Raw genomic sequence first — 25,859 nt, forward strand, 5'->3', positions numbered from 1 at the left:
ACGGCTCCTTATTTGTGCCCACGCTGATGACCATAAACGCGTGGCTGGGTATAGTGGTCAATCAGCGGAACAGTGATGTTAGCCAGCAGCACAGCAAATGCTACGCCATCAGGATAACCGCCGTAAACACGAATGAGCCACACCAGAATACCAATTAATGCGCCGAAAATCAGTCGCCCACGGGGCGTGGTTGATGCGCTGACGGGATCGGTGGCAATAAAGAAAGCCCCTAGCATGGTGGCACCGGAAAACAAATGCAGCATCGGCGGGGCAAAACTTTGTGGCGCAATCATCCAACTGAGGGCGGCACAAGCGGCTAAAGCCACCAAGAAACTCACCGGAATATGCCAGTGAATCGCTTTACGCCACAGCAGTAACAGCCCACCCGCCAAGAAACCGAGGTTAACCCATTGCCAACCGACGCCCGCTAGCCCCCCAGCAAAAATAGGGTGTTGCAGAATTTGCTCGGTCGGTTGCGAACGCAGGGCGGTTTTAAAGCTGTCGAGCGGGGTGGCCTGACTGACCCCATCATAGCCAATCTGCAATTGATGAATATCCGCGCCGTTCTGGGTAAAACCCGTGAATATAGTTAACAGACTGTCATAGAAACCAACCGGGGTTCCCTGCAAGGGTAGCGGAGGGAGCCAACTGGTCATTTGCACCGGGAATGAAATCAGTAGAACGACATAGCCGACCATGGCGGGGTTAAAGGGATTTTGCCCCAAGCCCCCATACAACTGCTTGGCAATGACAATGGCGAATAACGTCCCTAATACAATCATCCACCAAGGGGCCAGCGGGGGCAGGCTTATCCCCAATAGCAAGCCGGTGAGCAGGGCAGAATTATCCTGCAACCGCATCAAGACGGGCTGTTGACGTAATTGCAAAACAGCGCCTTCGGCTAACACGGCGGTCACCATGGCCAACGCCATCTGAATCAGGCTGCCATAACCAAAGAAATAGGTCTGGGCGACAATCCCCGGAATACAAGCCAAAATAACCAGCAGCATAATACTGCGGGTGCTACGTTGATTATGTGTAAAAGGGGAACTGGCTATCTGCAACCCTTTGTTATGGGTCGGTGTTACAGGCCTGAATTTCATGAAATTGCAACCATATGTCGAATACTTAACAGAGTTCTCAAACGCAGGCGTTGGTACACTCAGTCGTCAGGAGGATAATACAAGTGCCGCATTCTACCCTATTCGGGCAAAGTGTAATACGCTTTAATCATAGGGTTATTATTCATTATATGCAGAAATATTAAGGGGATTCGTGCATTTAATAAACGGCTAATCTTAAGAATTCACTTGCAATTTATATCCGACTAGTAACAAATCCCCCTCGGGAATACTGTTTTTTCTATGAGAATAATTAGGTTTTAGTAACAGAAAAGGAGCCTAACAACTTGATTATAATAGCGACTATTATGGGTGTTTTATTTGTAATTAATTGTAAGTTAAAGACTTATTAACAATTGAAATTAGGGTTGAGAAAAGCGTTGGCATAATGATAAATTAATGTAGTATGCAGGGTAATTATATATTTAAAGAACAATGAAATGATTAATGAAGACATATTGTTTATAGATGAATTAATTGAATGGATTGAAATTAATTTAGAAAAACGCCCCACATTGGATGATGTGGCAAAAATTTCCGGATATTCAAAATGGCATCTGCAACGAAAATTTAAAAGTGTTGTGGGGTTACAATTAGCGTCCTATATACGTGGGCGGGTACTGACTCGTGCGGCGGTTGCCTTGCGTATCTCGCGTCGGCCCATCATTGAAATCTCTGATGAGTTGGGTTTTGACTCACAACAGACGTTTACTCGTACTTTTAAGAAGCGTTTTGGTGTTACTCCCAATAGTTTTCGCCAGATGGAGCAGTGGGATGTGCAAGGGATGCTTCCCCGTTTTAATTTCTATGAGAATTATACGCCAGAAATCAAGCGGATATCTTTACCTCCACAAGAGCTAGTGGGCTTTACCCGACGGCTGGATTTTGATGAACACAATCATTGCAGTGGTCAGCATTCGTCTTGTATGGCCATGAAAGATGAAATTTTGCTCGATTTTTTCAAGGAAGTAAATTTTTCTTGCCAGCGGATCTATTCACTGTTGTCCGCTAAGCCGTCTCAGCAAGGACAGAAAAGTATGTATTACTCGACTGCCATTGATAAAGAGAAACGGCATGAAATTCAGGGACATCGCGAGGTTGATGCGCTGTCTATCCCGGCGGGAGAGTTTTTATCTATTTCCCATCAAGGTAATGCTAAAGAATGTATAAAGTTTTCAATATATCTGTTTAATGAAGTGCTGCCTAAGTTGCGTGATGAGTTCGGCGGCGGTATCGAAATGGAGGTTATTGAGGTGGATAGCTGCCATGCAGAATCTAAATTGCGCGATATTACAGCCGCTTATACTTACCTGATGTCAGTGAACTGACACCCTATTGCAGGGCGTCAGTTCAGTCGTTAATCCGGATTAACAGCTTGGGCGACTTTTTTGGCTTTTACTCGGGCAATGGCTGCGGCGACAGCCGCTTTGCGCGGGTCTTCCTCCACCGCTTTGCGCGGGTCTTCCTCCACCGCTGCGCTTTCACTTTTCACCGGTTCTGACTCAAGCTGTGCTTGGGCGGCTTTTTTGGCTTTTACTCGGGCAATGGCTGCGGCGACAGCCGCTTTGCGCGGGTCTTCCTCCACCGCTGCGCTTTCATTTTCCACCGGTTCTGATTCAAGCTGTGCTTGGGCGGCTTTTTTGGCTTTTACTCGGGCGATCGCCGCAGCAACTGCCGCCTGACGTGGATCAGTGGCGTTAGTTTCTTCCTCGACGGCAGCCCGTTCTTTCTCTGCCTGACGCGCTCTGACTTGGGCTTTACGAGCTTCACGGGCAGCAATAACCGCACTGTTATCCGGTGTTTGTCCAAGGGGCACAGTGATAGCTGAATCTGTCTTATTAGACTCACGCGCTAAACGGCTGACGGCTGCGTCAACAGTCTGCTGATCAACATCGGTCAGCTTGACGGCAGCTTGTTTGTGACGCAATTCTCGCGCCAGTTTTTCCCGCTCAAGACGTGCTTGTTTGGCCTCAAACCGCGCTTTTGCTTCGGCAGCGCGCGCGGCTTCTTGATCAAGGGCGCGTATTTCGGCTTTTTCCTGACGGTAATATTGCACCAGCGGAATATTACTTGGGCAAACATAAGCACAGGCACCGCATTCAATACAATCAAATAGATTATGATTGCGAGCTTTCTCATGCTCTTCGCCACGGCTAAACCAATAGAGTTGCTGAGGTAATAAGCCCGCCGGACAGGCATCTACACATAAACCACAGCGGATACAGGATTGCTCCGGCTCGGATAACCCCATCTCAGCTTCAGCGGGAGCCAAAATACAGTTACTAATTTTAACAATCGGCACATCTAAGCTGGGAAGGGTAAAGCCCATTAAGGGGCCGCCCATAATGACTATGGGCTGTTGCTGCGGCATAAAGCCCGCCAGTTTCAACAAATGCAAGACGGGGGTGCCGATCCTGGCCCAGAAATTTCCCGGTTGTGATAATGCATCGCCGGTTAATGTCACTACGCGCTCGATTAATGGTTCGTCGTCAATAATCGCCCGCTTGATAGCTACCACGGTACCGACGTTTTGCATCAATACCCCAATGGATGACGAATGTTTACCGAAAGGCACTTCTTTGCCGGTCAGGATTTTGGTGAGTTGCTTGGCCCCACCTGACGGATATTTAGTGGGGACCACGCGTAGCTGCATTTCATCCTGACCGCGTAGCGCCTGTTGCAGGGCGGCGATAGCTTCGGGTTTATTATCTTCAATGCCAATCAACACCTGCTGAGGTTGCAGCAAGTAGATTAAAATCTGAATCCCCAAGACCACTTCAGTAGCATGGTCTTGCATCAAACGGTCATCAGCGGTGATATAAGGCTCGCACTCAGCTGCGTTGATAATGAGTGTGGTAACGTTGTTCAAACCGCCTTGTAACTTACTGGCGGTGGGGAAACCAGCGCCACCTAAACCGGCAATACCCGCCTGGTGGATCCTCTCCAATAGCACATTTCTATCGCGCTGATGGTAATCCCCCCACGGCTGTTGCTCGCGCCAGCGGTCTTCACCGTCTGGGGTAATATGCACACAGAGTTCCGCCAAACCCGATGGGTGGGCGGTGGTGTGTGGGGCGATGGCGGTAATAACACCGGAAGTTGGCGCGTGTACCGGCACCGTGCGGCCACGACCTATCGTCAGTGGTTGCCCTTTTAACACCTGTTCGCCGGTTCTGACACGCAGTTCACCTTCAGGCCCGAGATGCTGCTGCAAAGGAATAATCATTTGATCCGGCAACGTCGCGATACGCATCGGAACTTGGCTGGATTGCAGCTTCATTTCCGGCGGATGGATACCGCCGTCGAAATCCCAAATTTTGTCGTGTTGATGGACAAAAGTTTGCCGGGCAGAAAACAGCTTAAACATGTTGCTCCACATCTATCATTTTCACCGGAATCATCTGCGAGGCAGCTAATTGGCTAGGAAGATTCTTCACTGGGATGGTGCTTAAATCCCACTTCCAGTTGGCGGTGGTGGTAGCTACCGGGATCATTTCAATGCAGTCGGTCGGACATGGAGCGACGCAGAGGTCGCATCCGGTGCAGAGATCTGACAACACGGTATGCATAGCGCGGGTCGCACCGACAATGGCATCAACTGGGCAGGCCTGAATGCATTTAGTGCAACCGATGCAATTTTCTTCATCGATAAATGCGACTTTGCGTTGTGGGTGGGCGGCAGTTTCGTCACCATCCAGCGGTTGTGGCTCAACGGCCAGTAACTCGGCCAATTTGAGCATCACTTGCTCGCCGCCTGGTGCGCATTTATTTATTTTTTCACCACCAGCCGAAACCGCTTCGGCATAAGGGCGACAGCCGGGATAGCCGCATTGACCACACTGGCTCTGCGGTAAAATAGCATCAACTTGTTCGACGACTGGGTCTTGTTCAACCTGAAAACGACGGGCAGCAAAACCCAGCACTACGCCAGAAATCAACGCCAATGTACTTAATGCCCCAATGGCAATCCATAGCGACATCATTAGAACTTCACCAACCCGGTAAAGCCCATAAAGGCCAATGACATCAGCCCGGCGGTTATCAGCGCAATGGATGAACCGCGGAAAGGCGCGGGAACATCAGCAACGGCCAGCCGTTCACGGATCGCGGCGAATAACACCATAACCAGAGAGAAACCGGCGGCAGCACTGAAGCCATAAACCGCCGATTGCATAAAATTGTGGGATTGATTGACATTAAGCAAAGCCACACCTAACACCGCACAGTTAGTGGTGATAAGCGGCAAAAAAATCCCCAGTAAGCGATAAAGCGTCGGGCTGGTTTTGCGCACCACCAACTCAGTAAATTGCACCACCACCGCGATAACTAAAATAAAGGCCAGCGTCCGTAAATAGACCAAACCAAGAGGTAGCAAAATAAAGCTGTTAACCATCCAGGCGCAAACCGAGGCCAAAGTCAGTACAAAAGTGGTCGCCAGCCCCATACCAATGGCGGTCTCCAGTTTTTTGGAGACGCCCATGAAAGGGCACAGGCCAAGAAATTTGACCAGAACGAAGTTGTTTACCAAAACAGTACCGACAAACAGGAGCAGGTATTCAGTCATTGCGGAGCCTAAAAAGTCATTGCGGAGCCTAAAAAAGCAAAGCCGCCTATTATCCAAAATTGGCGGCCAAAGGACAACAGATGAAGTACAAGGTTATTACGATTTAAGAGGGAAAAGGTATGAAATCGCCTTAATGTTCGATAAACGTATGCTTCACCCGCTGAGAACGTTTGATATAGGGCACAAAAACAGCGGCCGCCAGCAGGGGCCAACCCAAGCTGCGCAAGGCGATATCATCACTGACTGGCGAGAAAGCAAATGCCTTTAACGCTAATAATACGGTGAGTAATAACCACAAAATAAGCCATTTGGGCAAACGCTTTGAACGGCTACAAAACAGCCAGATGACCCATAAAGTATAAAGCCACATCACTAGTGTGGTAACCACAGAGAAATACCATTGCAGGGTAAATGCCTGTGAGTTAGTCACCAAGTATTCTCTGGATTCTGGCGTAAATATCGCCATAGCATAGAGCGCCAACATTAAACTGGCGCTGAGCAATGTCACAATCAGATAGGCCAGTGGAGCCAATAACCAGCCGCCAATACGTTGATATTCTTGCTGTTGAGACATAATAAACCTTATTTATTCATTAAAAGGGATAACCCATCATTAGGGTAATCCCTTATCTGCATCATACTAGCTTAACCCGCGAATACACCCCTCGTCATCTATATCAATATGATAATACGCGGGCTGAGTTCCCAGTCCTGGCATTGTCATGATATCCCCCGCATAAATGCGGACAAATCCGGCACCGGCTGACACCGCACAGGCGGTGATGGGCAACACAAAATCCCGTGGAACATTCTTCAAACGGGCATCGGCGCTGATAGAAAGTGGCGTTTTGGCCATACACAGGGGTAAATGAGCAAAACCTGCCGCCGTGATGGCCGCAAGTTGCTGGCGTGCTTGCGGGGTAAAGGTGATGTCGCGGGCACCATAACTTTGGGCCAAAACCGCTATTTTTTGCTCCAGTGAGGCGCTATCAGGATAAGGCAGAACAGGCTCAGGGGCATGAGCACAGGCATTGATAACTTGCTGCGCCAGAGCGGTCGTCCCGAGGCCGCCTTTGGCAAACGCTTCACTGATTTCGCAGGCAACTGCGCCGGAGGATAGCGCATAGTCGCTCAAAAACGCCAGTTCTTCGGCACTGTCATCAGGGAAGCGATTGACCGCCACCACCACCGGTAAACCATAGCTTTTAGCATGCTGAATATGCCATTTTAGATTGGCGCAACCTTGGCTCAATAACGGGATATTGATATTGAGAATGTCAGCGGGTAGGGGTTGGCCCGGTTTGATGTCAAAAACACCGCTATTAGCTTTCAGGCTACGCAATGTGGCGACCAAGACGACACAGGACGGGGCAATGCCGGATTGGCGATACTTAATATTAAAGAATTTCTCCATGCCCATATCCGAGCCAAAACCGGCTTCAGTCACCACATACTCAGCTAACTGCAATCCCAGACGGTCGGCCAGCACTGAGGAGTTCCCATGTGCAATATTGGCAAATGGCCCCGCGTGGATCAGCACCGGTGTTTGCTCACTGGTTTGCATCAGAGTTGGGTGGATAGTTTCTTTCATCAGCGCGGTCATGGCACCGGCCACGCCCAAATCATCGGCAGTAATAGGGTGCCCGGCGGTGCTGTGGGCTAAAATAATCCGGCCAATACGTTGGCGCATATCATGCAAACTTTCGGACAGCGCTAAAATCGCCATCAGTTCTGATGCGGCAGTAATTTCCACATGGTCGGGCCGTTCCACTCCGTGAGTCCCACCGCCCATGCCCACTCGGATGTGCCGCAGCGCCCGATCATTATGATCAACCACCCGTGGCCAGAGAATTTGTTGGACATCAATATTGAGTAGTGGCATCCCGGTTTGTTGACTAAAAGCCTGCCCTAGACGCTGTTCATGATATAACCGCGCATCCAGCGCCGCCGCCGCCAGATTATGCGCGGCACTGATGGCATGGATATCCCCCGTCAAATGCAGGTTCAGTTTCTCCATGGGCAAGACTTGGGCCGCTCCGCCGCCTGCTGCGCCGCCTTTAACACCAAAAACCGGGCCAAGGCTAGGTTGACGGATACAAGCGACCCCCCGATGACCTAACTGGTTGATTCCCTGACTTAATCCAATCGTCGTGACGGTTTTACCTTCTCCCAGCGGTGTAGGAGTAATGCTGGAAACCAGAATCAGTTTACCCTGTGGGCCACCGGGGCGTAATGCGCTGATATCGACTTTCGCCATATGATGCCCATACGGGATTAAATCCTCTGCGGTCAAGCCTAATTGTTGAGCAATATGCTGGATAGGGCGCAAATGGGCATCAGGATTGGCATCAGATAGCGGGGCGAGATCATTGGCGGTCGTCGGTAGTTTGGGTGTCATGGTGAGGAATTTCCTGTAACTCGAATTATTTAGGCTATAAATCACCGCAAAATTATCACATAAAGCGACCCGGAATTGGCGATACAAATCAATTAATGTGAGGGATAAGTGGCTATACAGCACGATAGGCTAGGTGGTATCACCAGAGACACCATAATCTTGATTGATATTCTAGATATTTAATTTTGTGAGATTTTGAGATGAGCTTCATTTTTTAAAATAAAATGAAAGAAGTTTTTAATTGAAACTCATTATAAAGCCTTATTGCATGAAAACTGTATATCTACGTGGTCCTATAATTCCATCATTATATTCTATGACGATGGGCAGTCATCTGCCTTTAACAATAAAATAACAGGCAATGTAATTTATGGGAAATCACATTCACTCTTCTTTAGTCTGTGCGGCGCGGTTACTTCGTTTAGCGGGGGTTAATGCCGAGCCCGTGGAGATATTCAGTCGAAATGCGGCTATCGATAGCGCCATGATAGTTACATTTACGTCATTAAAACGGTATTTATCACAATTATCACGCGCGACAGCCACCCGTTTTAAGGTCAAAAAAAAACCGTTAAAGACAATCAAAGCAGGGCAATTACCACTGGCATTTCGTGATACTCAAGGCCGTTTTATCTTATTGGCTGGATTAAATGATAATCAGGCATTATTGCAATACCCTGACAGCAATAAACCTAAAGTGATAACTTATCAACAACTTAGTGAATTATGGGGCGGAGTGGTACTCTGTTGCCACTCTTCGCGTTTTGGTGTTCGTTGGTTTATTCCGGTTTTATTGCATCACCGTAAATCGCTGATTCAAGTATTAGTATTATCAATATTATTGCAGTTCTTAGCATTGATATCACCGCTTTTCTTTCAGGTCATCATGGATAAGGTTTTGGTCCATAATGCACTGACGACACTCGATGTATTAATTATTGTATTGCTGGTGGTTGGGATATATGAAGTTTCATTGAATTTCCTGCGTGAATATATTTTTAGTCATACTACCACTCGAGTGGATATTTTATTGGGTGGAAAACTATTTAACCACTTAATTAAATTGCCATTAAGTTATTTTAAGCAGCGCCATGTGGGGAATATTGTCGCCAGAGTGCGGGAATTAGATAATATTCGTGAATTTATTACCGGCACCGCCCTGACTTTATGCGTCGATGTTGTTTTTACTTTCGTATTATTTATTGTTATGTGGTGTATTTCACCGCTCCTGACCGCCATTATTCTGGGCACATTGCCTTTTTATCTGTTATTGGCGGCACTGACTACGCGGCCATTGCAAAAAAAAGTCGAAATGCTGTGCGGCTGTGCAGCACAAAATGGCGCGTTTTTAACCGAAACTGTTTCGGGGGTCGAAACGGTAAAAAGTTTGGCGCTAGAGCCGCAAATGCAGCAGCGCTGGGAAATACAAACGCGGGATTTTGCCCAAGCCAATTTCCAAGTGCAAAATCTGCAAAACTTCAGCAGTCAATGTGCTCAATTACTGCAAAAGCTGGCAGGGGCACTGGTTATCGTCATTGGTGCCTATCAAGTGATGTCTGTACAGCTCAGTATCGGGCAATTAATTGCCTTTAACATGCTGGCCACTCAGGCATTAATGCCGATGAGTAAATTGGTTGATTTATGGCAACAGAGCATACGAGCCCAAGTTGGACTAATGCTGATATCCGATATATTGAGCTTGCCGGTCGAACACGCTACCGGTGCCGCACCGCCTAACCGCCAAATAAACGGAGATATCACACTGGCAAATGTGACTTTTCGTTATCGCCCTGATCTTGAACCCGTGCTGAATAATTTCTCATTGTCACTGCGTGCGGGCGAGCATATCGGGCTGGTCGGCCCATCAGGCTCGGGTAAAAGTACCGTCGCGCGGTTATTACAGCGCCTTTATATAGCTGAACAGGGAGTTATTAATATTGATGGCTGCCCGATAAGTAATTTCCCTCCTGAATACTTACGCCGTCAAATCGGTGTGGTGATGCAGGAAAATTACCTGTTTAACCGCACAGTGCGTGAAAACATTGCCTATTCTCGGCCAACCGCTTCGCTCAGTGAGGTCGTCGATGCCGCCTGTTTGGCCGGTGCCGACGCCTTTATTCTGGCCTTGCCGCTAGGGTATGACACTGTGTTGTCAGAGGGCGGAACCTCTCTTTCTGGTGGGCAACGTCAACGTATTGCTATTGCCCGCACGTTGCTGGCGAACCCCCGCGTGTTGATTTTTGATGAAGCAACCAGTGCTCTGGATGATGAGTCACAGGCCGAAGTACAGAAAAACATGGCCCAAATTATCGCCAATCGCACGGTTATCACCATTGCTCACCGTCTTTCGACGGTACGGCACTGCCATCGTATCGCCGTCATAACTCAAGGCCGGGTGTCTGAGCTGGCAAATCACGACCAACTGCTGGCCCAAAAAGGCGTTTATGCCCAACTTTGGCAGCAGCAAGCCGTCTTTTCCCTTGGGGGGGCGACATGAAACTGAAGCAATCTCTGGCGACGTTACCGATTTTTAAAGCGCTAAAAAAACGCTGGCAAAGCCATTTTTCAGCCGCACGAACCCGTGATGAATATGACTTTCTCCCGGCTTATCTGGATATTGTTGAGCGCCCGGTAGCACCATTGGCACGGCGTACCGCTTGGTTTTTGACATTGACATTGTTATTGGTATTAATCTGGTCGATTGTTGGGGAGCTTGATATTCATGCCTCCGCCAATGGCAAGGTGATTGTTTCCGAGCATTCCAAGGTTATCCAACCGTTCGAACCGGGGGTGGTAGCAGCAATTAAGGTGCGTGATGGCGACCGGGTGGAAGCGGGCCAAGTGTTAATAGAACTTAACCCTATTGGTATTGATGCCGAGGTTAGCAATATTAACCAACAATTAATGCATCGTTCGCTGGAAGCTGCGCGAATGACGGCGCTACTGACCGATGATCCGCTCACGTCCTTCATCTATCCCCCTAATAGTCCTGATAATTTAGTGGCGGCAGCTAACGCGCTGTTAGCGAAAGAAAATGACGAGGTGAATGCCGAACTGATCCGCCAAAGCAGTGAACAGGCGGTTAATCAAGCTTATATTCAGGCGGGAGGAGCAAATATTGTGCACCAGCAAGCTTTGATGAAAAATATTTATCAAAGGTTACAGGCATTGCGAACACTGGCGAAATCCAAATCCATTGCTGAGGTTGAGGTATTAATACAAGAAAGAGAATGGCTGAATGCCAAGGCGGAAGCCAGTCGCTTACAGAATGAACAAGCTGTTTTGCAGGCTAAAAAACACCATCTAAAGCAAACCCAATTGCACTATTTAGCGGAGAAAAAGCGAAGTTATCAGGAGCAATTGAATAAGGCCCACGAAGTCATCAATCAATTGCAGCAAGAGCGGGTGAAATTGGTTGAAAAACAGCGGCAACAAACCTTACGCGCGCCGGTGGCTGGCGTGATACAGCAGTCCACGGTGCATACGCTTGGCGGTGTGGTTACCAGCGCTCAACCCCTGATGGTGTTGGTGCCGGAAAATTATCAGCTAGAGCTGGATGTGATGATCCTCAATAAAGATATCGGTTTTGTTCACCCCGGCCAAGCGGTAGAGGCCAAAATCGACAGTTTTCCCTATACCCGGTTCGGCACGCTTTCGGGTGAAGTCAAACATATCTCCCGTGATGCTATGGAAGATCAACAGCAAGGTTTAGTGTTTCCGGCCCGTGTCCGGCTCAATAGCGATACGCTAACCGTTGAGGGCAAACCGGTGCGGTTATCTGCCGGTATGGCTGTCAGCGTCGAGATTAAAACTGGCCGCCGACGCGTTATTGATTACTTACTCAGCCCCTTGCAGCAATATCAATCAGAAGCCATGAGGGAGCGTTGATATGATAAATTCAACCGTGACTCAGGCCATTCAGCCATTAGATGCACTGGCCCGCGCTGCGGCGTGTTTTGATCTGGCCGTCGAGGTATCGCACTTAGCCCACAAGGTCGGATTAGCGCCTCAAGATATCGATAATATTGCCGTCTGCCGCTGTGCGAGTTGGATTGGTTTACGGGCCAGAATCGTCAATCAGCCCTTGTCGCGGTTAGGCCATTTGGCGCTGCCTATTTTATTCAATAATGGCGCGCAGTGGTATGTGCTGCTGGCCCTTAATGCACAAGGAGCCCGCATTTATTCTTCTGCCGAGGGCCAGCAGAAACAGATAAGCCAGCAGGCACTCGCCAGTTTGTGGTGTGGTGAGGCGATATTATTGGCGAAAGCCGAACCACAGGGGCAAAAACAAACACCTTTTGGGTTTGGCTGGTTTAGGCCGGTCATCACTAAATATCGCCATCAGTTGCGTAATATCATCTTGGTGTCACTGCTATTGCAGAGCATTTTGCTGGTGACGCCGATGCTATTTGAAACTGTTATCGATAAAGTTTTGGTGAGCCGAGGGATGGGGAGCTTGATGGTGCTGGGGATTGCCATGGTTGCGCTGGCCATTGTGGAGCCGTGCTATACCTTTTTGCGCGGCTGGTTGTTCTCACATTTATCCAGCCGAGTGGGCACTGAACTGAATACCGGGCTTTATCGCCATTTAATGGGGCTGCCACTGGGTTACTTTGCTTCGCAACAAACCGGACAAACCATTGCTAAAGTGCGGGAAATGGAGCAAATACGCCACTTTCTGACAGGTTCTGCTCTTACTATGTTGCTGGATTTAGTCTTTGTCAGCACCTTTATTGTGGTGATGTTTTGCTACAGTGTCCAACTGACATGGATAGTATTGTGTTCTCTGATTTGCTATTTGGTGTTCTGGTGGGCTGCCGGTGGGATGCTACGTCAGCGGGTGGAACGCCAATATGAAGCCAGTGCACAGAATTCGGCGTTTCTAACCGAAGCCATCAGCGGGTTGGAAACCATCAAAACATCAGCCACTGAGCCTCAGTTTAATCGGCGCTGGCGGCACTCATTGGCCGGTTATGTGCGAGCCTCATTTGCCTGTGCCAGAGCGGCCAATGTTGCTGAGCAAGGTATCGCGCTCATCAATAAAGTGACGGCGGCGATTTTGCTGTGGAGTGGCGTGACGCTGGTATTGGCTGGGGAACTCAGCCCAGGGCAGTTTATCGCGTTTATACTGTTCTCGGGCTATGTCACTCAGCCTATCTTACGTTTGGCGCAGATATGGCAAGATTTCCAGCATACGCAAGTGGCGCTAAAACGCATTGGCACCATTTTGGATTCCCCCACCGAGCCGGGCAGCGCTGGGCTGCTATCTAAAGATCATAGGCTAGGGAGTTTGGCTTTTAAACAGGTGCGTTTTCGTTATCGGGCAGATACTGCTGAAGTGATACAAAACCTAAATTTAGAGATTGCAGGGGGGGAATTTATCGGCATTACCGGGCCATCCGGCTGTGGAAAATCGACATTAACCAAGCTACTCCAACGATTATACACTCCGCAACACGGGCAAATTCTGGTCGATGGGCAGGATTTGGCTATTACTGATGCCACCACATTACGTTGCCTGATGAGTGTGGTGTTACAAGAAAGCATACTGTTCTCTGGTTCGATACGCGACAATATATGCCAGTGTCACCCAACGGCGGATGATACACAGGTTGAGCATATTGCCCGGCTGGCTGGTGCACATGATTTTATTACGGCATTGCCACAGGGCTATCAAACGCAAGTGGGTGAGCGGGGCACACTGTTATCAGGTGGGCAACGGCAGCGAATCGCCTTGGCAAGGGCATTGATGGCAAACCCCAAAATACTGATTCTTGATGAAGCCACTAGTGCATTGGATTATGAGTCAGAGGCCGCGATCATGCGCCAGTTACCCGAAATCACCCGCAATCGTACTGTCATTTGCATCGCGCATCGGCTAAATACGTTGCGCCAATGTCATCGTATTTTTGTATTAAAAGAGGGGCAAATATTGGAGCAAGGTAGCCATCAAGAGTTACTGAATCAGTCCGGTACTTATGCACGTTTGTGGCGATTGCAGACCGAGTAAGTGTACGGATGCTGTAAACACTCCATAGAAATTAAATATTCGCTAAACAGAGATTAGACAAGCCGTGTAATCAGAAACTACTGTATATATAATCAGCTTATTGGATGTTATGGAACTTGTCGTTTCAAAAGGAGAGTTATGATTACTCGGCTTGCTATCTCTGGCTACCGTTCTTTACGTGATGTGGTGCTGGAATTGGGGCAGTTGAATGTGATTACCGGTGCTAACGGCAGCGGAAAATCTAGCCTCTATCGTGCGCTACGATTGCTGTCAGATATTGGCCAAGGGCAGGTTATCCAGTCACTGGCGGCAGAGGGGGGGTTACAATCTACTCTCTGGGCTGGGCCGGAGTCATTCTCTCGGGCAATGAAACAAGGAGAACAGCCGATTCAAGGCGTGGTTCGTAATAATCCTGTTAGCCTAAAACTCGGGTTTTCAGGGGCAGATTACGGCTATGCCATCGACTTAGGGCTTCCTGTTGCTCGCGGTGGCTTTGCTGTCAGTAATGCTGGGGTTGAAGGCTCCTTTTTTACTCGTGACCCTGAAATTAAGGTTGAAAGCTTATGGTGTGGCGATGCTCTACACCACAGTAATATTTTTGCTGAACGTCGTGGCCCGAGAGTTAAAATTCGTGATGACAACGGTGTTTGGCGCGAGGCATATCATGGGCTGGCAGCCTATGACAGCATGATGACGCACAGTACCGACCCCCGTGATGCCCCGGAGATTTTGGTCATGCGTGAGCGAATGCGGGCATGGCGTTTTTATGACAACCTGCGTACAGATCGCCATGCACCGGCACGTCAGGCACAAATTGGAACTTACACACCGGTACTTGCTAGCGACGGATCTGATTTGGCCGCAGCGCTGCAAACTATCAGAGAGATAGGGGATATCGAGGCGCTAAACCATACCATTGCCGATGCATTTCCCGGCACCACTCTGAACATCCAATCGAACTTTGAGCTGTTGCTGGCACAGCACGGCTTGTTAAGGCCCCTTAAAGTGGCCGAGCTATCTGATGGCACATTGCGTTATTTATTGCTGGTGGCGGCATTGCTCTCTCCACGTCCGCCAGAAATGATGATTCTCAATGAACCAGAAATTAGCTTACATGTTGATTTACTCAAACCTTTAGCCCGCCTGATTGCTCAGGCAGCACAACACACCCAGGTGATTGTTGTTTCCCATGCCGCAGAATTGGTGGCCGCGCTTGAGCAGGAAAAGAACTGCCGCAATATATTGTTACATAAAGAACTAAGTGAAACGACGGTACAACAAGAAACTAACCCAGATTGGCAATGGCCATCACGTTAGAGATATATAGTTAAAAAAATAAGTTTAAAAAATAATGAGTTAAAAATATAAGGGGCGGTTAGGCCCCAGAGTTACCGATAAAGTTTGCCGATCAATAAACGCTAAATGCGCAGTGGTTAACTTAACGATTTAGATGGTAATAGACTTCATTCCAGCGAATTTCATTTTTGAAGGCTGGCAAAGTGGTGTCGTTATCAATAAGCAGGAACTCAATGCCATGCATTTCGGCATACAAGCGCAACTCATCTACGCCGATAGCTTGCGAGAACACAGTATGGTGCGCGCCACCGGCGATAATCCAAGCTTCGGCGGCTGTTGCTAGTGAAGGCTGAGCTTGCCAAATAGCACGGGCTACCGGCAGTTTGGGCAACGGATGGGGTTGCTCAATGGTGTCGACTACATTAACCAATAAACGGAAGCGGTTACCCATATCGATCAAACTGGCATTCAGTGCCGTGCTAGCGGGAGTCGAGAAGATCAACCGAGCGGGATCAGCTTTACCACCAATACCTAAATATTGTACATCTAACAGCGGTTTTTCTTCTTTGGCGATCGACGGGCAGACTTCCAGCATATGGGAGCCAACCACTAAATCATTACCCGGCTGGAAGTTATAAGTGTAATCCTCCATAAAGGACGTACCACCTCGCTGGCCAGTTCCCATCACTTTCATAATGCGCAATAACGCGGCGGTTTTCCAATCGCCTTCGGCACCAAAACCATAGCCTTGTTGCATCAGGCGTTGAACAGCCAGACCCGGTAACTGCTTCAATCCATAAAGATTTTCAAAGTTAGTGGTAAAAGCTTTAAAGCTACCTTGTTCCAGAAAACGCTTCATACCTAACTCAATACGAGCAGCATCTAGTATATTTTCGCGTTTATTGCCATTCAATTTCACGGCGTCTGTCAGCCGGTAAGTCGCTTCATATTCTTCAACCAAGGTATCAATATCACCTTTGCTGACGGCATCTACCACTGTAACCAAATCACCAATACCATAGGCATTAACCGAATAGCCAAACTGAATTTGTGCCGCGACCTTATCTCCTTCGGTAACCGCCACTTCGCGCATATTATCGCCAAAACGGGCGACTTTCAGTTGTTGGCTTTCCTGTTTAGCTGCCGCGACGCGCATCCACTGGCTGATACGCTGATGTGCTGCTTTATCTTGCCAGTGGCAGGCGATAACACTGTGTTGCTGGCGCATCCGTGCACCGATAAAACCAAACTCCCGGCCACCATGGGCGGTTTGGTTCAAGTTCATAAAGTCCATATCCATGGTTTCCCATGGGATTTGAGCATTAAACTGAGTGTGGAATTGTAGCAACGGCTTACTTAGAATACTCAGTCCACCAATCCACATTTTGGCGGGAGAAAAAGTATGTAGCCAGACCATAACACCGACACAGGTGGTATTGTAGTTGGCTTCACGACACAAAGTAGTGATTTCATCTGGCGTAGTTACCAGCGGTTTCAGCACCAGTTTTATCGGTAAACCGGCTTCATTATTCAGGCTGTTAACGACATGATGGGCATTATCCATAACTTGTTGCAGGGTTTTAGGGCCATACAAATTTTGGCTACCGACCACAAACCATACTTCTGATTGCTTGAATACGTCCATCGAATACTCCATTTAATCAATTTTCATACAGCATACAGTGATAAATCGTCCTGATCATCAAGGTCATAGTGTCGTTTTGGTGACGGGTATGTAGTGTGGCTCGGCCGACAAACACCATTGCTGATAGCGTTGATAAAGCTGCTGATAGCGGGCCACTTGGGTCTCATTGGGTGTCAGGGTGCGCTCAATTTTGCACGCCATATGGCGCTGTGCGGTTGGGACATCAGCAAAAACACCCGCGGCAACAGCCGCAAAAATAGCCGCACCCAATGCACAGCATTGATCCGATGCCACAATTTGGAGCGGCCTATTCATGACATCAGCACAAACCTGCATGATAACCGGCGATTTACGTGCAATACCGCCTAAGGCCAGTATGTTTTCAACCGGAATATCCTGCTGTTCGAAGCATTCCATTATCGCGCGAGCACCAAATGCAGTAGCAGCGATAAAACCGCCAAACAGTGTGGGGGCATCAGTCCCCAAGTTCAGATCAGTGATAACCCCTTTTAGCCGCTGATTAGCATTTGGGGTGCGGCGACCATTAAACCAATCCAACACCACTGGCAGGTTCTCCAATGAAGGGTTTTTAGCCCATTCTGTCGTCAGTGAGGCCAGTAAAGTAGATTCAATCAATTTTAACTGTGGCTGTAATTCTGGCTGTGCCAGCGCGGCTTGATGCAATGGCCAGCTTAATAACCGGCTGAACCAGGCATACATATCGCCGAATGCAGACTGGCCCGCTTCCATACCTATCCAACCGGGCACTACGCTACCTTCCACTTGACCACAAATCCCTGCAATTGCCCGCTCACCGACTAACTTTTTGTCGGCAATCAAAATATCGCAAGTGGAAGTTCCAATGACTTTCACCAAAGTATAAGGTTGAGCACCTGCACCGACGGCACCCATATGGCAATCGAATGCACCACCAGAAATAACCACAGTCGTGGGTAATCCTAAGCGCTCGGCCCATTCAGCCGTAATCTTGCCCACCGGGCGTTCAGCCGTGTAGGTATCGGTGAACATTGGATAATCGAGATGGTCGACTAAACGGCTATCGAGTGCGGCCAAAAATTCGCGAGGGGGTAATCCTCCCCAAGATGGATGCCACAAACTTTTATGCCCGGCGCCGCACCGCCCCCGCTGAATATCCTTAGGGGCAGTGGTGCCAGAGAGTAGTGCTGGGATCCAGTCGCACAGCTCAACCCATGACACTGCCGCGTCACGGACGGCTTGATCCGCACGCGTAACATGCAGAATTTTTGCCCAAAACCACTCAGATGAATACACACCGCCGATATAACGCGCATAATCATCAAATTCACCACTGCTGCATAAACGGTTGATTTCCTCGGCTTCTTCTATAGCCGTGTGGTCTTTCCATAACACAAACATAGCATTGGGATTTTTAGCAAAATCAGGGCGTAACGCCAATACCTGACCGTGTTCATCAATCGGTGCAGGAGTTGAGCCGGTCGTATCCACGCCAATGCCGATAATATGCTGACGTTGCTCTGCTGATAGACGGCTAACTAACTGAAAAATAGCCTGTTCCATAGCTTCGATATAATCGAGAGGATGATGACGGAACTGGTTTTGTGCCGCGTTGCTGTAAAGCCCTTTTTGCCAGCGAGGATAGTAAACAACCTCAGTATCAATCTCGGTGCCATGTTGACAATCCACCGCCAATACCCGGACAGAATCGCTGCCAAAATCCAACCCGAGCGCGATAGGGCTGTCTATCGATATAACTTCGCCTGTCATGGTGGTTGCTCCTAACTCATTGCTGAAAAAAGATTCATTGGCAATTGCCCATTGATTGCTAACAAAGATAGGAGTGAGTGGCAGGCAAAGGTGAGGAGCCAATCGCTGGAAGTATGCACTTTTCTGCTTCGTATAGTGTTTTTGTGATGCCAGTCAACAACAAGCAGCCGTCGGGCTAATTTTGTTCGTCTGGCCGCCCGGTATCACCAAAGTTCCATGCTGCATTCGGAATCATTATGGAACCAGGTTCGAGGAATTTTTGCGGAACATAATGGTTATATCCCTTTTTATGGCAGAATTTTTTAAAATCGTAGAATGAATAACAATGCGCTTTAAGGTAAATTTTTCTCCGATAACTTTCGACCTGTTGCTCAGAGTGTGCCAGCTTCTGGGCGATAGTTTTATTACTTGCGTTTTGAAGTACATAAAACACGACATCAAACTCTTCATCAGTAAAAAAATCATCTGGCTTTTCAACTAAGAATGTAAGAGGTAACGCTTGATTAACATATTGCTCAGCGGTGAGTAAATCCAGTTTTTTTCCATGGAAAATAACACCCAGGCATTCTTTTTCTCTATTTAAAAGTGGGAATTTATCAAATATATAAGGTTGAAGTTTTTGTTCGCGGCCAAAGCAATGTATCTCAATTGAAGAAACTCGTTTTTTAGTTATCGCCGCTAGCTGCTCTTGTGCTCTGAATTGGGATGAAAACTTTGCAAAAGAGGGGGAGGGCAGTTCACTCTGTGACAAACCTTTAATACGAAATTTTGGTGGCAAATTTAATAGTTTAAGGAATGGAGTGTTAGCATATAAATAGCGTGAATCAAGGTCTTTGAAACCCCAGTCTTCATTACTGCTCTCCCACAAAAAAATGAATTGCGGCGGAACTTCGTCAGGAAGGTGAAAGTATTTGTTATTTTTCACATATAATTTCCATATTGAATGTTGAGTAAGATTATATTATAAAATGAAATTGATTAGCCATTGTGGATTAAGCGGAACTTGCTTTTTAATCCTTGTTGAGTTATTTATCTTATAACAAAACCTCCATTTAAGACAATGGTTCACGGAATAACCATAAACATATTTTCATTAATAAAGTCGAGTTCATTTTTATAAATGAGGCCAAATTAATTCACATTAACAAAACTAATTTTAGGTAGAGGGAATCACCGGTAACCGGTGGAGTCGCACTTGGCTGACGCTGTTACTCGGTATTGTAGGGACTCTCCTATCAATAGCAGGGATTTTAGATAAGTTTACTGATTTTCTCACGCTACTCGGTGTTGTCTTTCCGCCAATATCAGGTGTCATGCTGGTGGACTACTATGTGTTACGCAGCAGCCGCCAATTGCTTGACGCCACTCGCCAGGCACAGACATTGCCTGAATCAACGTCATTAATTGGCTGGAAGGCTATTGCGGCTTGTATCGTGGGCACTATCGGCAGTATGAATATTGAACTTGGTATTCCGTCATTCAATTCATTAATCATTGCCAGTGTTATTTATTGGATAATGGGTAGCATAAAGAAAAAATAATATTTTAAATGATAATGTTGCGGCATCTTACCATAGAAAATTGATCCTTTTAAAAGGAGCTAATAATGATAGATAAAATTAATCGCCCAAAAATAATGGGTTCTAAAGGCCTTAATGAAGAGACTTTTGGTTCGCTCGTATCATTTATGGAGAATAATGAAGAGCCTTGGGGCGTAAAAGATTGCGAATCGCGCTTTATGTATGTCAATAAAGCCACCCTTAAACTTAGCCAATTACCGCTTAATTTTGATATTGAAGGCCGATTAGACAGCGAGTGTCCTGCCCAGTGGGCAGAATTTGCGTCAGATTTACAAAAACAAGACCGGGAGGTTGAAACAGATAAGCAACGTGTGGTGATGATTCAGACCTGTTTATGGGGGCAAGAGCATACGCTTTGCGAAAAACTCCCTCTTTTTGATAATGAAAAAAAATGTATCGGCACTATTTATCATGTAACAAAGTTCAATTTTATTTCTTTATATGACTTATTTAATCAGGAGATTCCTCCTGTATTGGTAATGAAACCACCTACAAATGATTTTAATCAAAAAGAACTTGAAGTGATTTTTTTCTTATTACAATCCCTTAACGCTAAAGAGATAGCGCAAAAACTCAATCTTTCTTACCGCACAATAGAAAATAAATTGCAATTGATATACGGCAAGGCAAAAGTAAACTCGCTAAGCACCTTTAAAGAATACTGCAAAGCAGAAGGTTTGAATCGTTATATTCCTGAACGGTTTATTAAATCGGGTTGTACATTTATTTAGATCTTATGAAAAGGTGCCTAATGGAAGGGCATAAAAAAGTGAGAAGCAATACCACGGCCAATCCATAAGGCTGACACCAGAAACTGTGGGCTAAATAGACAGTATCAGTGGATGGGTGACAGAATAATCCATAAAAAACCACTCTGGCTCACAATTTTGTCATCACTATCGGGCAGCGCAAAAATTGGTCCGATAAACTGAGAGAAGCGCATAAAATCAGAAAGAGACGGCAAGGAGACTCAATGTATCATCGAATGGCTCAGGAACCGCAACCTAACCCCTTGCTGCCAGGTTATACCTTTAATGCTTATCTGGTGGCAGGATTAACGCCTATTCTGGCCGATGGGCCGCTCGATTTTTTTATCGACCGACCCGGCGGTATGAAAGGTTACATTCTGAACCTGACGATTAAGGGGCAGGGCCAAATTTTTGACGGAGAAAACACGTTTTACAGTAATCCCGGTGACTTGCTGTTATTTCCGCCTAAGGTTGCTCATAATTATGGCCGCTCACCTAGCAGTGATTGTTGGTATCATCGTTGGGTCTATTTCCGGCCTCGGGCCTATTGGGCTGATTGGCTAGAGTGGCACAGTAAAGCCCATGAAGTAGGGCGTTTATCCTTACCGAATAATACCAACAATAATTTACTGCTGGAGTTTGATCGGCTGTTTGCCAATATAGAAGAAACCCAAAAGTCTGGGCGGCGTTTTGGCGAAGAGCTAGGGATGAACTTACTGGAGCGGCTGTTATTGCGTTCAATGGAAGAAGACCCCCTCAGCCCGCAACGCATTATGGACCCACGCGTTATCGAAGCATGTCAATTTATCACTGGCAATCTGGCTGGTGAGTTGCGCATTGATGAAGTGGCGCGGCATGTGTGTTTGTCGCCGTCACGGCTGGCACATCTGTTTCGCGATCAGGTGGGTATCAATATCTTGCGTTGGCGCGAAGACCAACGGGTTATCCGAGCTAAATTATTGCTGCAAACCACGCAAGAACCTATTGCCGCCATTGGCCGTGTCGTGGGCTATGATGACCAGCTGTATTTCTCCCGGGTCTTCCGTAAGCGTGTTGGCGTCAGCCCCAGTGATTTCAGGCGTCGTAGCATTGAAACCAACTACCCACAACGTAGCTTGCGCGCCCCTGAATGGCGTAATGATTCAGCGGAAATGACGCGGATTTAACCCGCCAGTCATGTTCAGCAAGAAATTACCTCTTGTCGCGGCAATCATCATGGTGTCAAATCTATTGCTCGAGTGATATCAAATAGCGGGCATGCCCGTCATACTCCAAGCTGCATCTGTGTTGGCTGCTTTCGTTCCCCCAGTCACTTACTTGAGTAAGCTCCTGGGGATTTACTCAATTGCCGCCTTCCTGCAACTTGCATTATTTAGGGCATATATCGGGCAAGAGGAAATACATGATGGCCGAAAAAATAAAAGTGGGTTTACTGGGTTATGGCTACGCCAGTAAAACGTTTCATGCGCCGCTAATTATGGGGACTCCGGGGCTGGAACTGGCGGGCGTTTCTAGTAGTGATGCCAGTAAAGTTCATGCTGACTGGCCGTCGATGACTGTTGTTTCTGACCCGCAAGCGTTATTTGATGACCCTGCCATTGATCTCATCGTCATTCCAACCCCTAATGATACCCACTTTCCTTTGGCTCAAAAGGCGCTGGCAGCGGGTAAGCATGTGGTGGTTGATAAGCCGTTTACTGTGACACTGTCACAAGCAAATGCTCTGAAGCAACAAGCTGATGACGCCGGTCTTTTGTTGTCTGTGTTCCACAATCGCCGCTGGGACAGTGATTTCCTGACATTAAAAACCTTACTGGCGGAAGGCTCGCTGGGCAAAGTGGTCTATTTTGAATCTCACTTTGACCGCTATCGCCCGGAGATCCGCCAGCGTTGGCGTGAACAAGCCGGTGCTGGCAGTGGCATTTGGTACGATTTGGGGCCACATTTATTGGATCAAGCGCTGCAATTGTTTGGTTTGCCAGACCAGCTGAATGTTGATTTAGGGATGTTGCGCCCAGGAGCGCAATCCGTTGACTATTTCCATGCCATTCTCAGCTATCCGGGGCAACGCGTGGTCTTGCACGGCACGGTGGTCGCGGCCGCAGAAACCGCGCGTTATATCGTCCACGGTATGCAGGGCAGCTATATTAAATTTGGTTTAGACCCACAGGAAGACCGGCTGAAGGCGGGCGAGCGTTTACCACAGGCTGACTGGGGCTATGATATGCGCGATGGTATCGTGACACTGTCACATGACGGTGTACTGGCCGAGAAACCTCTGCTGACATTACCGGGTAATTATCCTGCTTACTATGCCGGGATCCGCGATGCCATTTGGGGTACAGCAGCCAATCCGGTGCCAGCTTCTGAGGCGATTAAGGTGATGGAGTTGATTGAGCTGGGTATCGCTTCTGATCAACAGAAAAGAGCGCTGCCGGTTGTCACTGCAAACTGAGTTATGCTTCCTAAATAGGATTATTTTATAAAAAACCATACCCAAAGATATTGGAGTTGCGGCTAACACCACGGCAGCTTCAAGAGCGAGGGGGTATAGAAGGAATACTAAGGCATGTCCTGGCTACAACGCTTACGGATAGATAAATTTTTATTGGTATTGATACTGGTCGTTATCATTGCTTCAATCTTCCCCTGTGAGGGCGAAGTTAAGGTGTGGTTCGAGCACTTGACGACGGCGGCTATCGCATTATTGTTCTTTATGCACGGGGCCAAACTTTCCCGCGCCGCGATAGTCTCCGGTATGGGGCATTGGAAGCTGCACTTGGTGGTATTTCTCAGTACCTTTGCTCTGTTCCCGTTACTGGGATTGGGCATGAATGTATTGGTTCCGGGGGTATTAACACCAACATTGTATTTGGGTTTCCTTTATCTGTGTGCATTACCAGCGACAGTTCAATCCGCCATCGCCTATACCTCGGTGGCGGGCGGGAATGTGGCGGCCGCCATATGTAGCGCATCGGCCTCCAGTATCCTCGGCGTGTTTTTATCACCGATTCTGGTGGGCATGCTGATGCAAACACAAGGGGGCGATACTGATACTTTGCATGCTATCGGTTCTATCGTCATGCAATTGATGGTGCCATTTATTGTCGGCCATTTATCCCGTCCACTGATTGCCAAATGGGTTGAACGTCATAAAAAGCTGGTTAATATTACTGACCGGTCATCAATTTTATTGGTGGTTTATGTGGCTTTCAGTGAGGCAGTGGTTGAGGGGATTTGGCACCAAATCGACGGCTGGTCTTTGTTGGCAATATTAGTTTGTTCAATGGTGTTACTGACATTAGTATTGGTTATCAATACGCTGGCTGCACGTTGGCTGGGTTTCAACACGGCCGATGAGATTACCATTGTGTTCTGCGGCTCGAAGAAAAGCCTGGCAAATGGGATCCCGATGGCTAATGTACTGTTTCCTGCCTCGGTGGTGGGGGTTATGGTATTGCCGCTGATGATATTCCATCAGGTTCAATTGATGGTTTGTGCGGTATTGGCACAACATTACGCCAAACGGGTTGCTAAAGAAAATGCGGCCAAAGAGCTGGCGAGCGCCCAACCGCTTTTGGCTGAGAATACTGAAACCAAGTCATAGCGAGTTATCAATAAGAAACGCCCGTATTTCATTGAAACACGGGCGTTTTTGTTAGTATTCTTTCAGTCACTTAAGCGCGGATTTTATCGCGCAGCGCCTGTTTTTCTTGTTCGCTAATAAAGGCCATTGTCAGCCCATTTTCCTGAGCCTGACGAATTTCTTGTGGTGTTAGGCCCGCAGCTGGCGCGGCAACATGATATTCATTAGCAATTTCAATGCCTTGCACTGCAGGGTCATCGGTGTTTATTGATGCTAACACCCCATGGCGTAAGAAGATGGCCAAGGGGTGAGCCGCCAGTGAGGCAACCGTGCTGGTCTGAATATTGGAAGTCAGACAGGACTCAATGCCAATGCTGTGCTCAGCTAAATAATCCATCAGCTTAATATCTTCCACGGCCTTAACACCGTGACCGATACGTTCTGCGCCTAACTCACGGATAGCTTGCCAGATACTTTCAGGGCCTGCAGCTTCACCGGCATGGACAGTAATCCGCAAACCGGCATCCCGTGCGCGATTAAAATGGCTGCGGAATAGGCCGCCAGGGAAACCCAGCTCATCACCCGCCAGATCCAGCGCAGTAATACCGTCACGATGCGCCAGTAAACCATCAAGTTCTTGCAAACAGGCTTGCTCACCAAAAGTGCGGCTAAGGATCCCGATGAGACGAATATCAATATCAAAATCACGGCAACCCGATTGGATGCCATCAATAACAGCTTCGACCACACCGGCGACGGGTAACTGGTGTTTCATCGCCATATAAAATGGGGAGAAACGCAGCTCGGCATAATGCAATCCTGCATTGGCGGCATCTTCGACGTTTTCATACGCCACACGGCGGCAGGCATCAAGAGAACCCAACACCGCGACACCCCAATCCAGTTTTTGCAGGAAGCTAACCAAATCAGGTTCAGTCTGAGTGATTTGAACATGTGGACGCAGGGTTTCTAATTCATCAGCAGGTAACGACAGATTAAACTGGCGGCCCAAATCCAAAATAGTTTGCGCACGAATATTGCCGTCAAGATGGCGATGAATGTCAGTCAAGGGAAGGCGGAGGTCAATCATAGGTGCACTCACTCTTTTAAATGGATTTTGTCGGTAAAGTGCAGAACATTATA

At 47.8% G+C, this 25,859-nt stretch carries 19 protein-coding genes and 1 pseudogene; 10 read left to right on the forward strand and 10 right to left on the reverse strand.

The window, feature by feature from the left end:
* Positions 1-8: 8 nt before the first annotated feature.
* The gene (gene rsxD / locus DXZ79_RS10240; RefSeq protein WP_038633008.1) at positions 9-1,103 is read right to left on the reverse strand and encodes an electron transport complex subunit RsxD; all 1,095 of its coding nucleotides are present in this window, start codon (positions 1,101-1,103) and stop codon (positions 9-11) included.
* Between the two features lie 458 nt (positions 1,104-1,561).
* Between rsxD and DXZ79_RS10245 the strand changes: the two genes are divergently transcribed.
* The gene (locus tag DXZ79_RS10245; RefSeq protein WP_038633005.1) at positions 1,562-2,449 is read left to right on the forward strand and encodes a helix-turn-helix domain-containing protein; all 888 of its coding nucleotides are present in this window, start codon (positions 1,562-1,564) and stop codon (positions 2,447-2,449) included.
* A 29-nt stretch (positions 2,450-2,478) separates the two neighbouring features.
* Here the strand turns inward: DXZ79_RS10245 and rsxC are convergent, their stop codons facing one another.
* From rsxC to DXZ79_RS10270, 5 genes are all read right to left on the reverse strand, one after another.
* Complete coding sequence (gene rsxC, locus DXZ79_RS10250; RefSeq protein WP_120011258.1) at positions 2,479-4,488, reverse strand: electron transport complex subunit RsxC; 2,010 nt, start codon at positions 4,486-4,488, stop codon at positions 2,479-2,481.
* Complete coding sequence (gene rsxB, locus DXZ79_RS10255) at positions 4,481-5,104, reverse strand: electron transport complex subunit RsxB (RefSeq protein ID WP_038632999.1); 624 nt, start codon at positions 5,102-5,104, stop codon at positions 4,481-4,483. The genes rsxC and rsxB overlap by 8 nt, the downstream gene beginning before the upstream one ends.
* The gene (gene rsxA, locus DXZ79_RS10260) at positions 5,104-5,685 is read right to left on the reverse strand and encodes an electron transport complex subunit RsxA (RefSeq protein ID WP_025383905.1); all 582 of its coding nucleotides are present in this window, start codon (positions 5,683-5,685) and stop codon (positions 5,104-5,106) included. Before rsxA ends, rsxB begins: the two co-directional genes overlap by 1 nt.
* 130 nt (positions 5,686-5,815) lie before the next feature.
* Positions 5,816-6,259 carry a DUF2569 domain-containing protein gene (locus tag DXZ79_RS10265; protein WP_038632994.1) on the reverse strand — a complete coding sequence of 148 codons (444 nt, stop codon included), beginning with the start codon at positions 6,257-6,259 and terminating at the stop codon, positions 5,816-5,818.
* Between the two features lie 66 nt (positions 6,260-6,325).
* Positions 6,326-8,083: a formate--tetrahydrofolate ligase gene (locus tag DXZ79_RS10270; protein WP_038632991.1), complete on the reverse strand. Its 1,758-nt coding sequence runs from the start codon at positions 8,081-8,083 to the stop codon at positions 6,326-6,328.
* Positions 8,084-8,453: 370 nt separating this feature from the next.
* On the opposite strand from DXZ79_RS10270, the gene DXZ79_RS10275 reads away from it, so the two are divergent.
* The 4 genes from DXZ79_RS10275 to DXZ79_RS10290 all read left to right on the forward strand — a co-directional run bounded on the left by DXZ79_RS10275 (position 8,454) and on the right by DXZ79_RS10290 (position 15,410).
* Entirely contained in the window at positions 8,454-10,580 is a 2,127-nt protein-coding gene (locus DXZ79_RS10275; RefSeq protein WP_038632988.1) for a peptidase domain-containing ABC transporter, read from the forward strand.
* Positions 10,577-11,971, forward strand: coding sequence for an HlyD family type I secretion periplasmic adaptor subunit (locus tag DXZ79_RS10280; protein WP_038632985.1), 1,395 nt, complete (start codon positions 10,577-10,579; stop codon positions 11,969-11,971). The genes DXZ79_RS10275 and DXZ79_RS10280 overlap by 4 nt, the downstream gene beginning before the upstream one ends.
* Position 11,972: 1 nt before the next feature.
* Positions 11,973-14,093: a type I secretion system permease/ATPase gene (locus tag DXZ79_RS10285; RefSeq protein ID WP_050291716.1), complete on the forward strand. Its 2,121-nt coding sequence runs from the start codon at positions 11,973-11,975 to the stop codon at positions 14,091-14,093.
* Between the two features lie 138 nt (positions 14,094-14,231).
* Positions 14,232-15,410: an AAA family ATPase gene (locus DXZ79_RS10290; protein WP_050291715.1), complete on the forward strand. Its 1,179-nt coding sequence runs from the start codon at positions 14,232-14,234 to the stop codon at positions 15,408-15,410.
* A gap of 121 nt (positions 15,411-15,531) precedes the next feature.
* Here the strand turns inward: DXZ79_RS10290 and araA are convergent, their stop codons facing one another.
* The 3 genes from araA to DXZ79_RS10305 all read right to left on the reverse strand — a co-directional run bounded on the left by araA (position 15,532) and on the right by DXZ79_RS10305 (position 19,726).
* Positions 15,532-17,034 carry an L-arabinose isomerase gene (gene araA, locus DXZ79_RS10295; RefSeq protein WP_120011259.1) on the reverse strand — a complete coding sequence of 501 codons (1,503 nt, stop codon included), beginning with the start codon at positions 17,032-17,034 and terminating at the stop codon, positions 15,532-15,534.
* Positions 17,035-17,097: 63 nt separating this feature from the next.
* Positions 17,098-18,801, reverse strand: coding sequence for a ribulokinase (locus DXZ79_RS10300; protein WP_038632972.1), 1,704 nt, complete (start codon positions 18,799-18,801; stop codon positions 17,098-17,100).
* Between the two features lie 175 nt (positions 18,802-18,976).
* Positions 18,977-19,726 (reverse strand): PAS domain-containing protein, encoded by a 750-nt coding sequence (locus DXZ79_RS10305; protein WP_120011260.1) that lies wholly within the window; start codon positions 19,724-19,726, stop codon positions 18,977-18,979.
* Positions 19,727-19,961: 235 nt separating this feature from the next.
* Here DXZ79_RS10305 and DXZ79_RS10310 point away from each other — a divergent pair.
* From DXZ79_RS10310 to DXZ79_RS10330, 5 genes and pseudogenes are all read left to right on the forward strand, one after another.
* Positions 19,962-20,342 (forward strand): annotated as a pseudogene (locus tag DXZ79_RS10310) (cytosine permease); the annotation flags it as partial.
* 65 nt (positions 20,343-20,407) lie between these two features.
* Positions 20,408-21,112, forward strand: a complete 705-nt coding sequence (locus DXZ79_RS10315) for a PAS domain-containing protein (protein WP_244942322.1) — start codon at positions 20,408-20,410, stop codon at positions 21,110-21,112.
* A gap of 242 nt (positions 21,113-21,354) precedes the next feature.
* Positions 21,355-22,296: an arabinose operon transcriptional regulator AraC gene (gene araC / locus DXZ79_RS10320; RefSeq protein WP_038632965.1), complete on the forward strand. Its 942-nt coding sequence runs from the start codon at positions 21,355-21,357 to the stop codon at positions 22,294-22,296.
* Between the two features lie 239 nt (positions 22,297-22,535).
* A complete protein-coding gene (locus tag DXZ79_RS10325) occupies positions 22,536-23,585 on the forward strand; it encodes an oxidoreductase (RefSeq protein WP_050291729.1) in 1,050 nt (349 codons plus the stop codon).
* 114 nt (positions 23,586-23,699) lie between these two features.
* Positions 23,700-24,737, forward strand: coding sequence for a bile acid:sodium symporter family protein (locus tag DXZ79_RS10330; protein ID WP_038632962.1), 1,038 nt, complete (start codon positions 23,700-23,702; stop codon positions 24,735-24,737).
* A 70-nt stretch (positions 24,738-24,807) separates the two neighbouring features.
* Here the strand turns inward: DXZ79_RS10330 and add are convergent, their stop codons facing one another.
* Positions 24,808-25,806 carry an adenosine deaminase gene (gene add / locus DXZ79_RS10335; RefSeq protein ID WP_038632959.1) on the reverse strand — a complete coding sequence of 333 codons (999 nt, stop codon included), beginning with the start codon at positions 25,804-25,806 and terminating at the stop codon, positions 24,808-24,810.
* Positions 25,807-25,859: the final 53 nt, after the last annotated feature.

This window comes from Yersinia rochesterensis (assembly GCF_003600645.1).
GTDB lineage: Bacteria > Pseudomonadota > Gammaproteobacteria > Enterobacterales > Enterobacteriaceae > Yersinia > Yersinia rochesterensis.

What these genes read in the sequence shown, in the direction of transcription:
- rsxD (WP_038633008.1), bottom strand. Translation starts at nt 1,103, where the DNA reads ATGAAATTCAGGCCTGTAACACCGACCCATAACAAAGGGTTGCAGATA.
- DXZ79_RS10245 (WP_038633005.1), top strand. Translation starts at nt 1,562, where the DNA reads ATGATTAATGAAGACATATTGTTTATAGATGAATTAATTGAATGGATT.
- rsxC (WP_120011258.1), bottom strand. Translation starts at nt 4,488, where the DNA reads ATGTTTAAGCTGTTTTCTGCCCGGCAAACTTTTGTCCATCAACACGAC.
- rsxB (WP_038632999.1), bottom strand. Translation starts at nt 5,104, where the DNA reads ATGATGTCGCTATGGATTGCCATTGGGGCATTAAGTACATTGGCGTTG.
- rsxA (WP_025383905.1), bottom strand. Translation starts at nt 5,685, where the DNA reads ATGACTGAATACCTGCTCCTGTTTGTCGGTACTGTTTTGGTAAACAAC.
- DXZ79_RS10265 (WP_038632994.1), bottom strand. Translation starts at nt 6,259, where the DNA reads ATGTCTCAACAGCAAGAATATCAACGTATTGGCGGCTGGTTATTGGCT.
- DXZ79_RS10270 (WP_038632991.1), bottom strand. Translation starts at nt 8,083, where the DNA reads ATGACACCCAAACTACCGACGACCGCCAATGATCTCGCCCCGCTATCT.
- DXZ79_RS10275 (WP_038632988.1), top strand. Translation starts at nt 8,454, where the DNA reads ATGGGAAATCACATTCACTCTTCTTTAGTCTGTGCGGCGCGGTTACTT.
- DXZ79_RS10280 (WP_038632985.1), top strand. Translation starts at nt 10,577, where the DNA reads ATGAAACTGAAGCAATCTCTGGCGACGTTACCGATTTTTAAAGCGCTA.
- DXZ79_RS10285 (WP_050291716.1), top strand. Translation starts at nt 11,973, where the DNA reads ATGATAAATTCAACCGTGACTCAGGCCATTCAGCCATTAGATGCACTG.
- DXZ79_RS10290 (WP_050291715.1), top strand. Translation starts at nt 14,232, where the DNA reads ATGATTACTCGGCTTGCTATCTCTGGCTACCGTTCTTTACGTGATGTG.
- araA (WP_120011259.1), bottom strand. Translation starts at nt 17,034, where the DNA reads ATGGACGTATTCAAGCAATCAGAAGTATGGTTTGTGGTCGGTAGCCAA.
- DXZ79_RS10300 (WP_038632972.1), bottom strand. Translation starts at nt 18,801, where the DNA reads ATGACAGGCGAAGTTATATCGATAGACAGCCCTATCGCGCTCGGGTTG.
- DXZ79_RS10315 (WP_244942322.1), top strand. Translation starts at nt 20,408, where the DNA reads ATGATAGATAAAATTAATCGCCCAAAAATAATGGGTTCTAAAGGCCTT.
- araC (WP_038632965.1), top strand. Translation starts at nt 21,355, where the DNA reads ATGTATCATCGAATGGCTCAGGAACCGCAACCTAACCCCTTGCTGCCA.
- DXZ79_RS10325 (WP_050291729.1), top strand. Translation starts at nt 22,536, where the DNA reads ATGGCCGAAAAAATAAAAGTGGGTTTACTGGGTTATGGCTACGCCAGT.
- DXZ79_RS10330 (WP_038632962.1), top strand. Translation starts at nt 23,700, where the DNA reads ATGTCCTGGCTACAACGCTTACGGATAGATAAATTTTTATTGGTATTG.
- add (WP_038632959.1), bottom strand. Translation starts at nt 25,806, where the DNA reads ATGATTGACCTCCGCCTTCCCTTGACTGACATTCATCGCCATCTTGAC.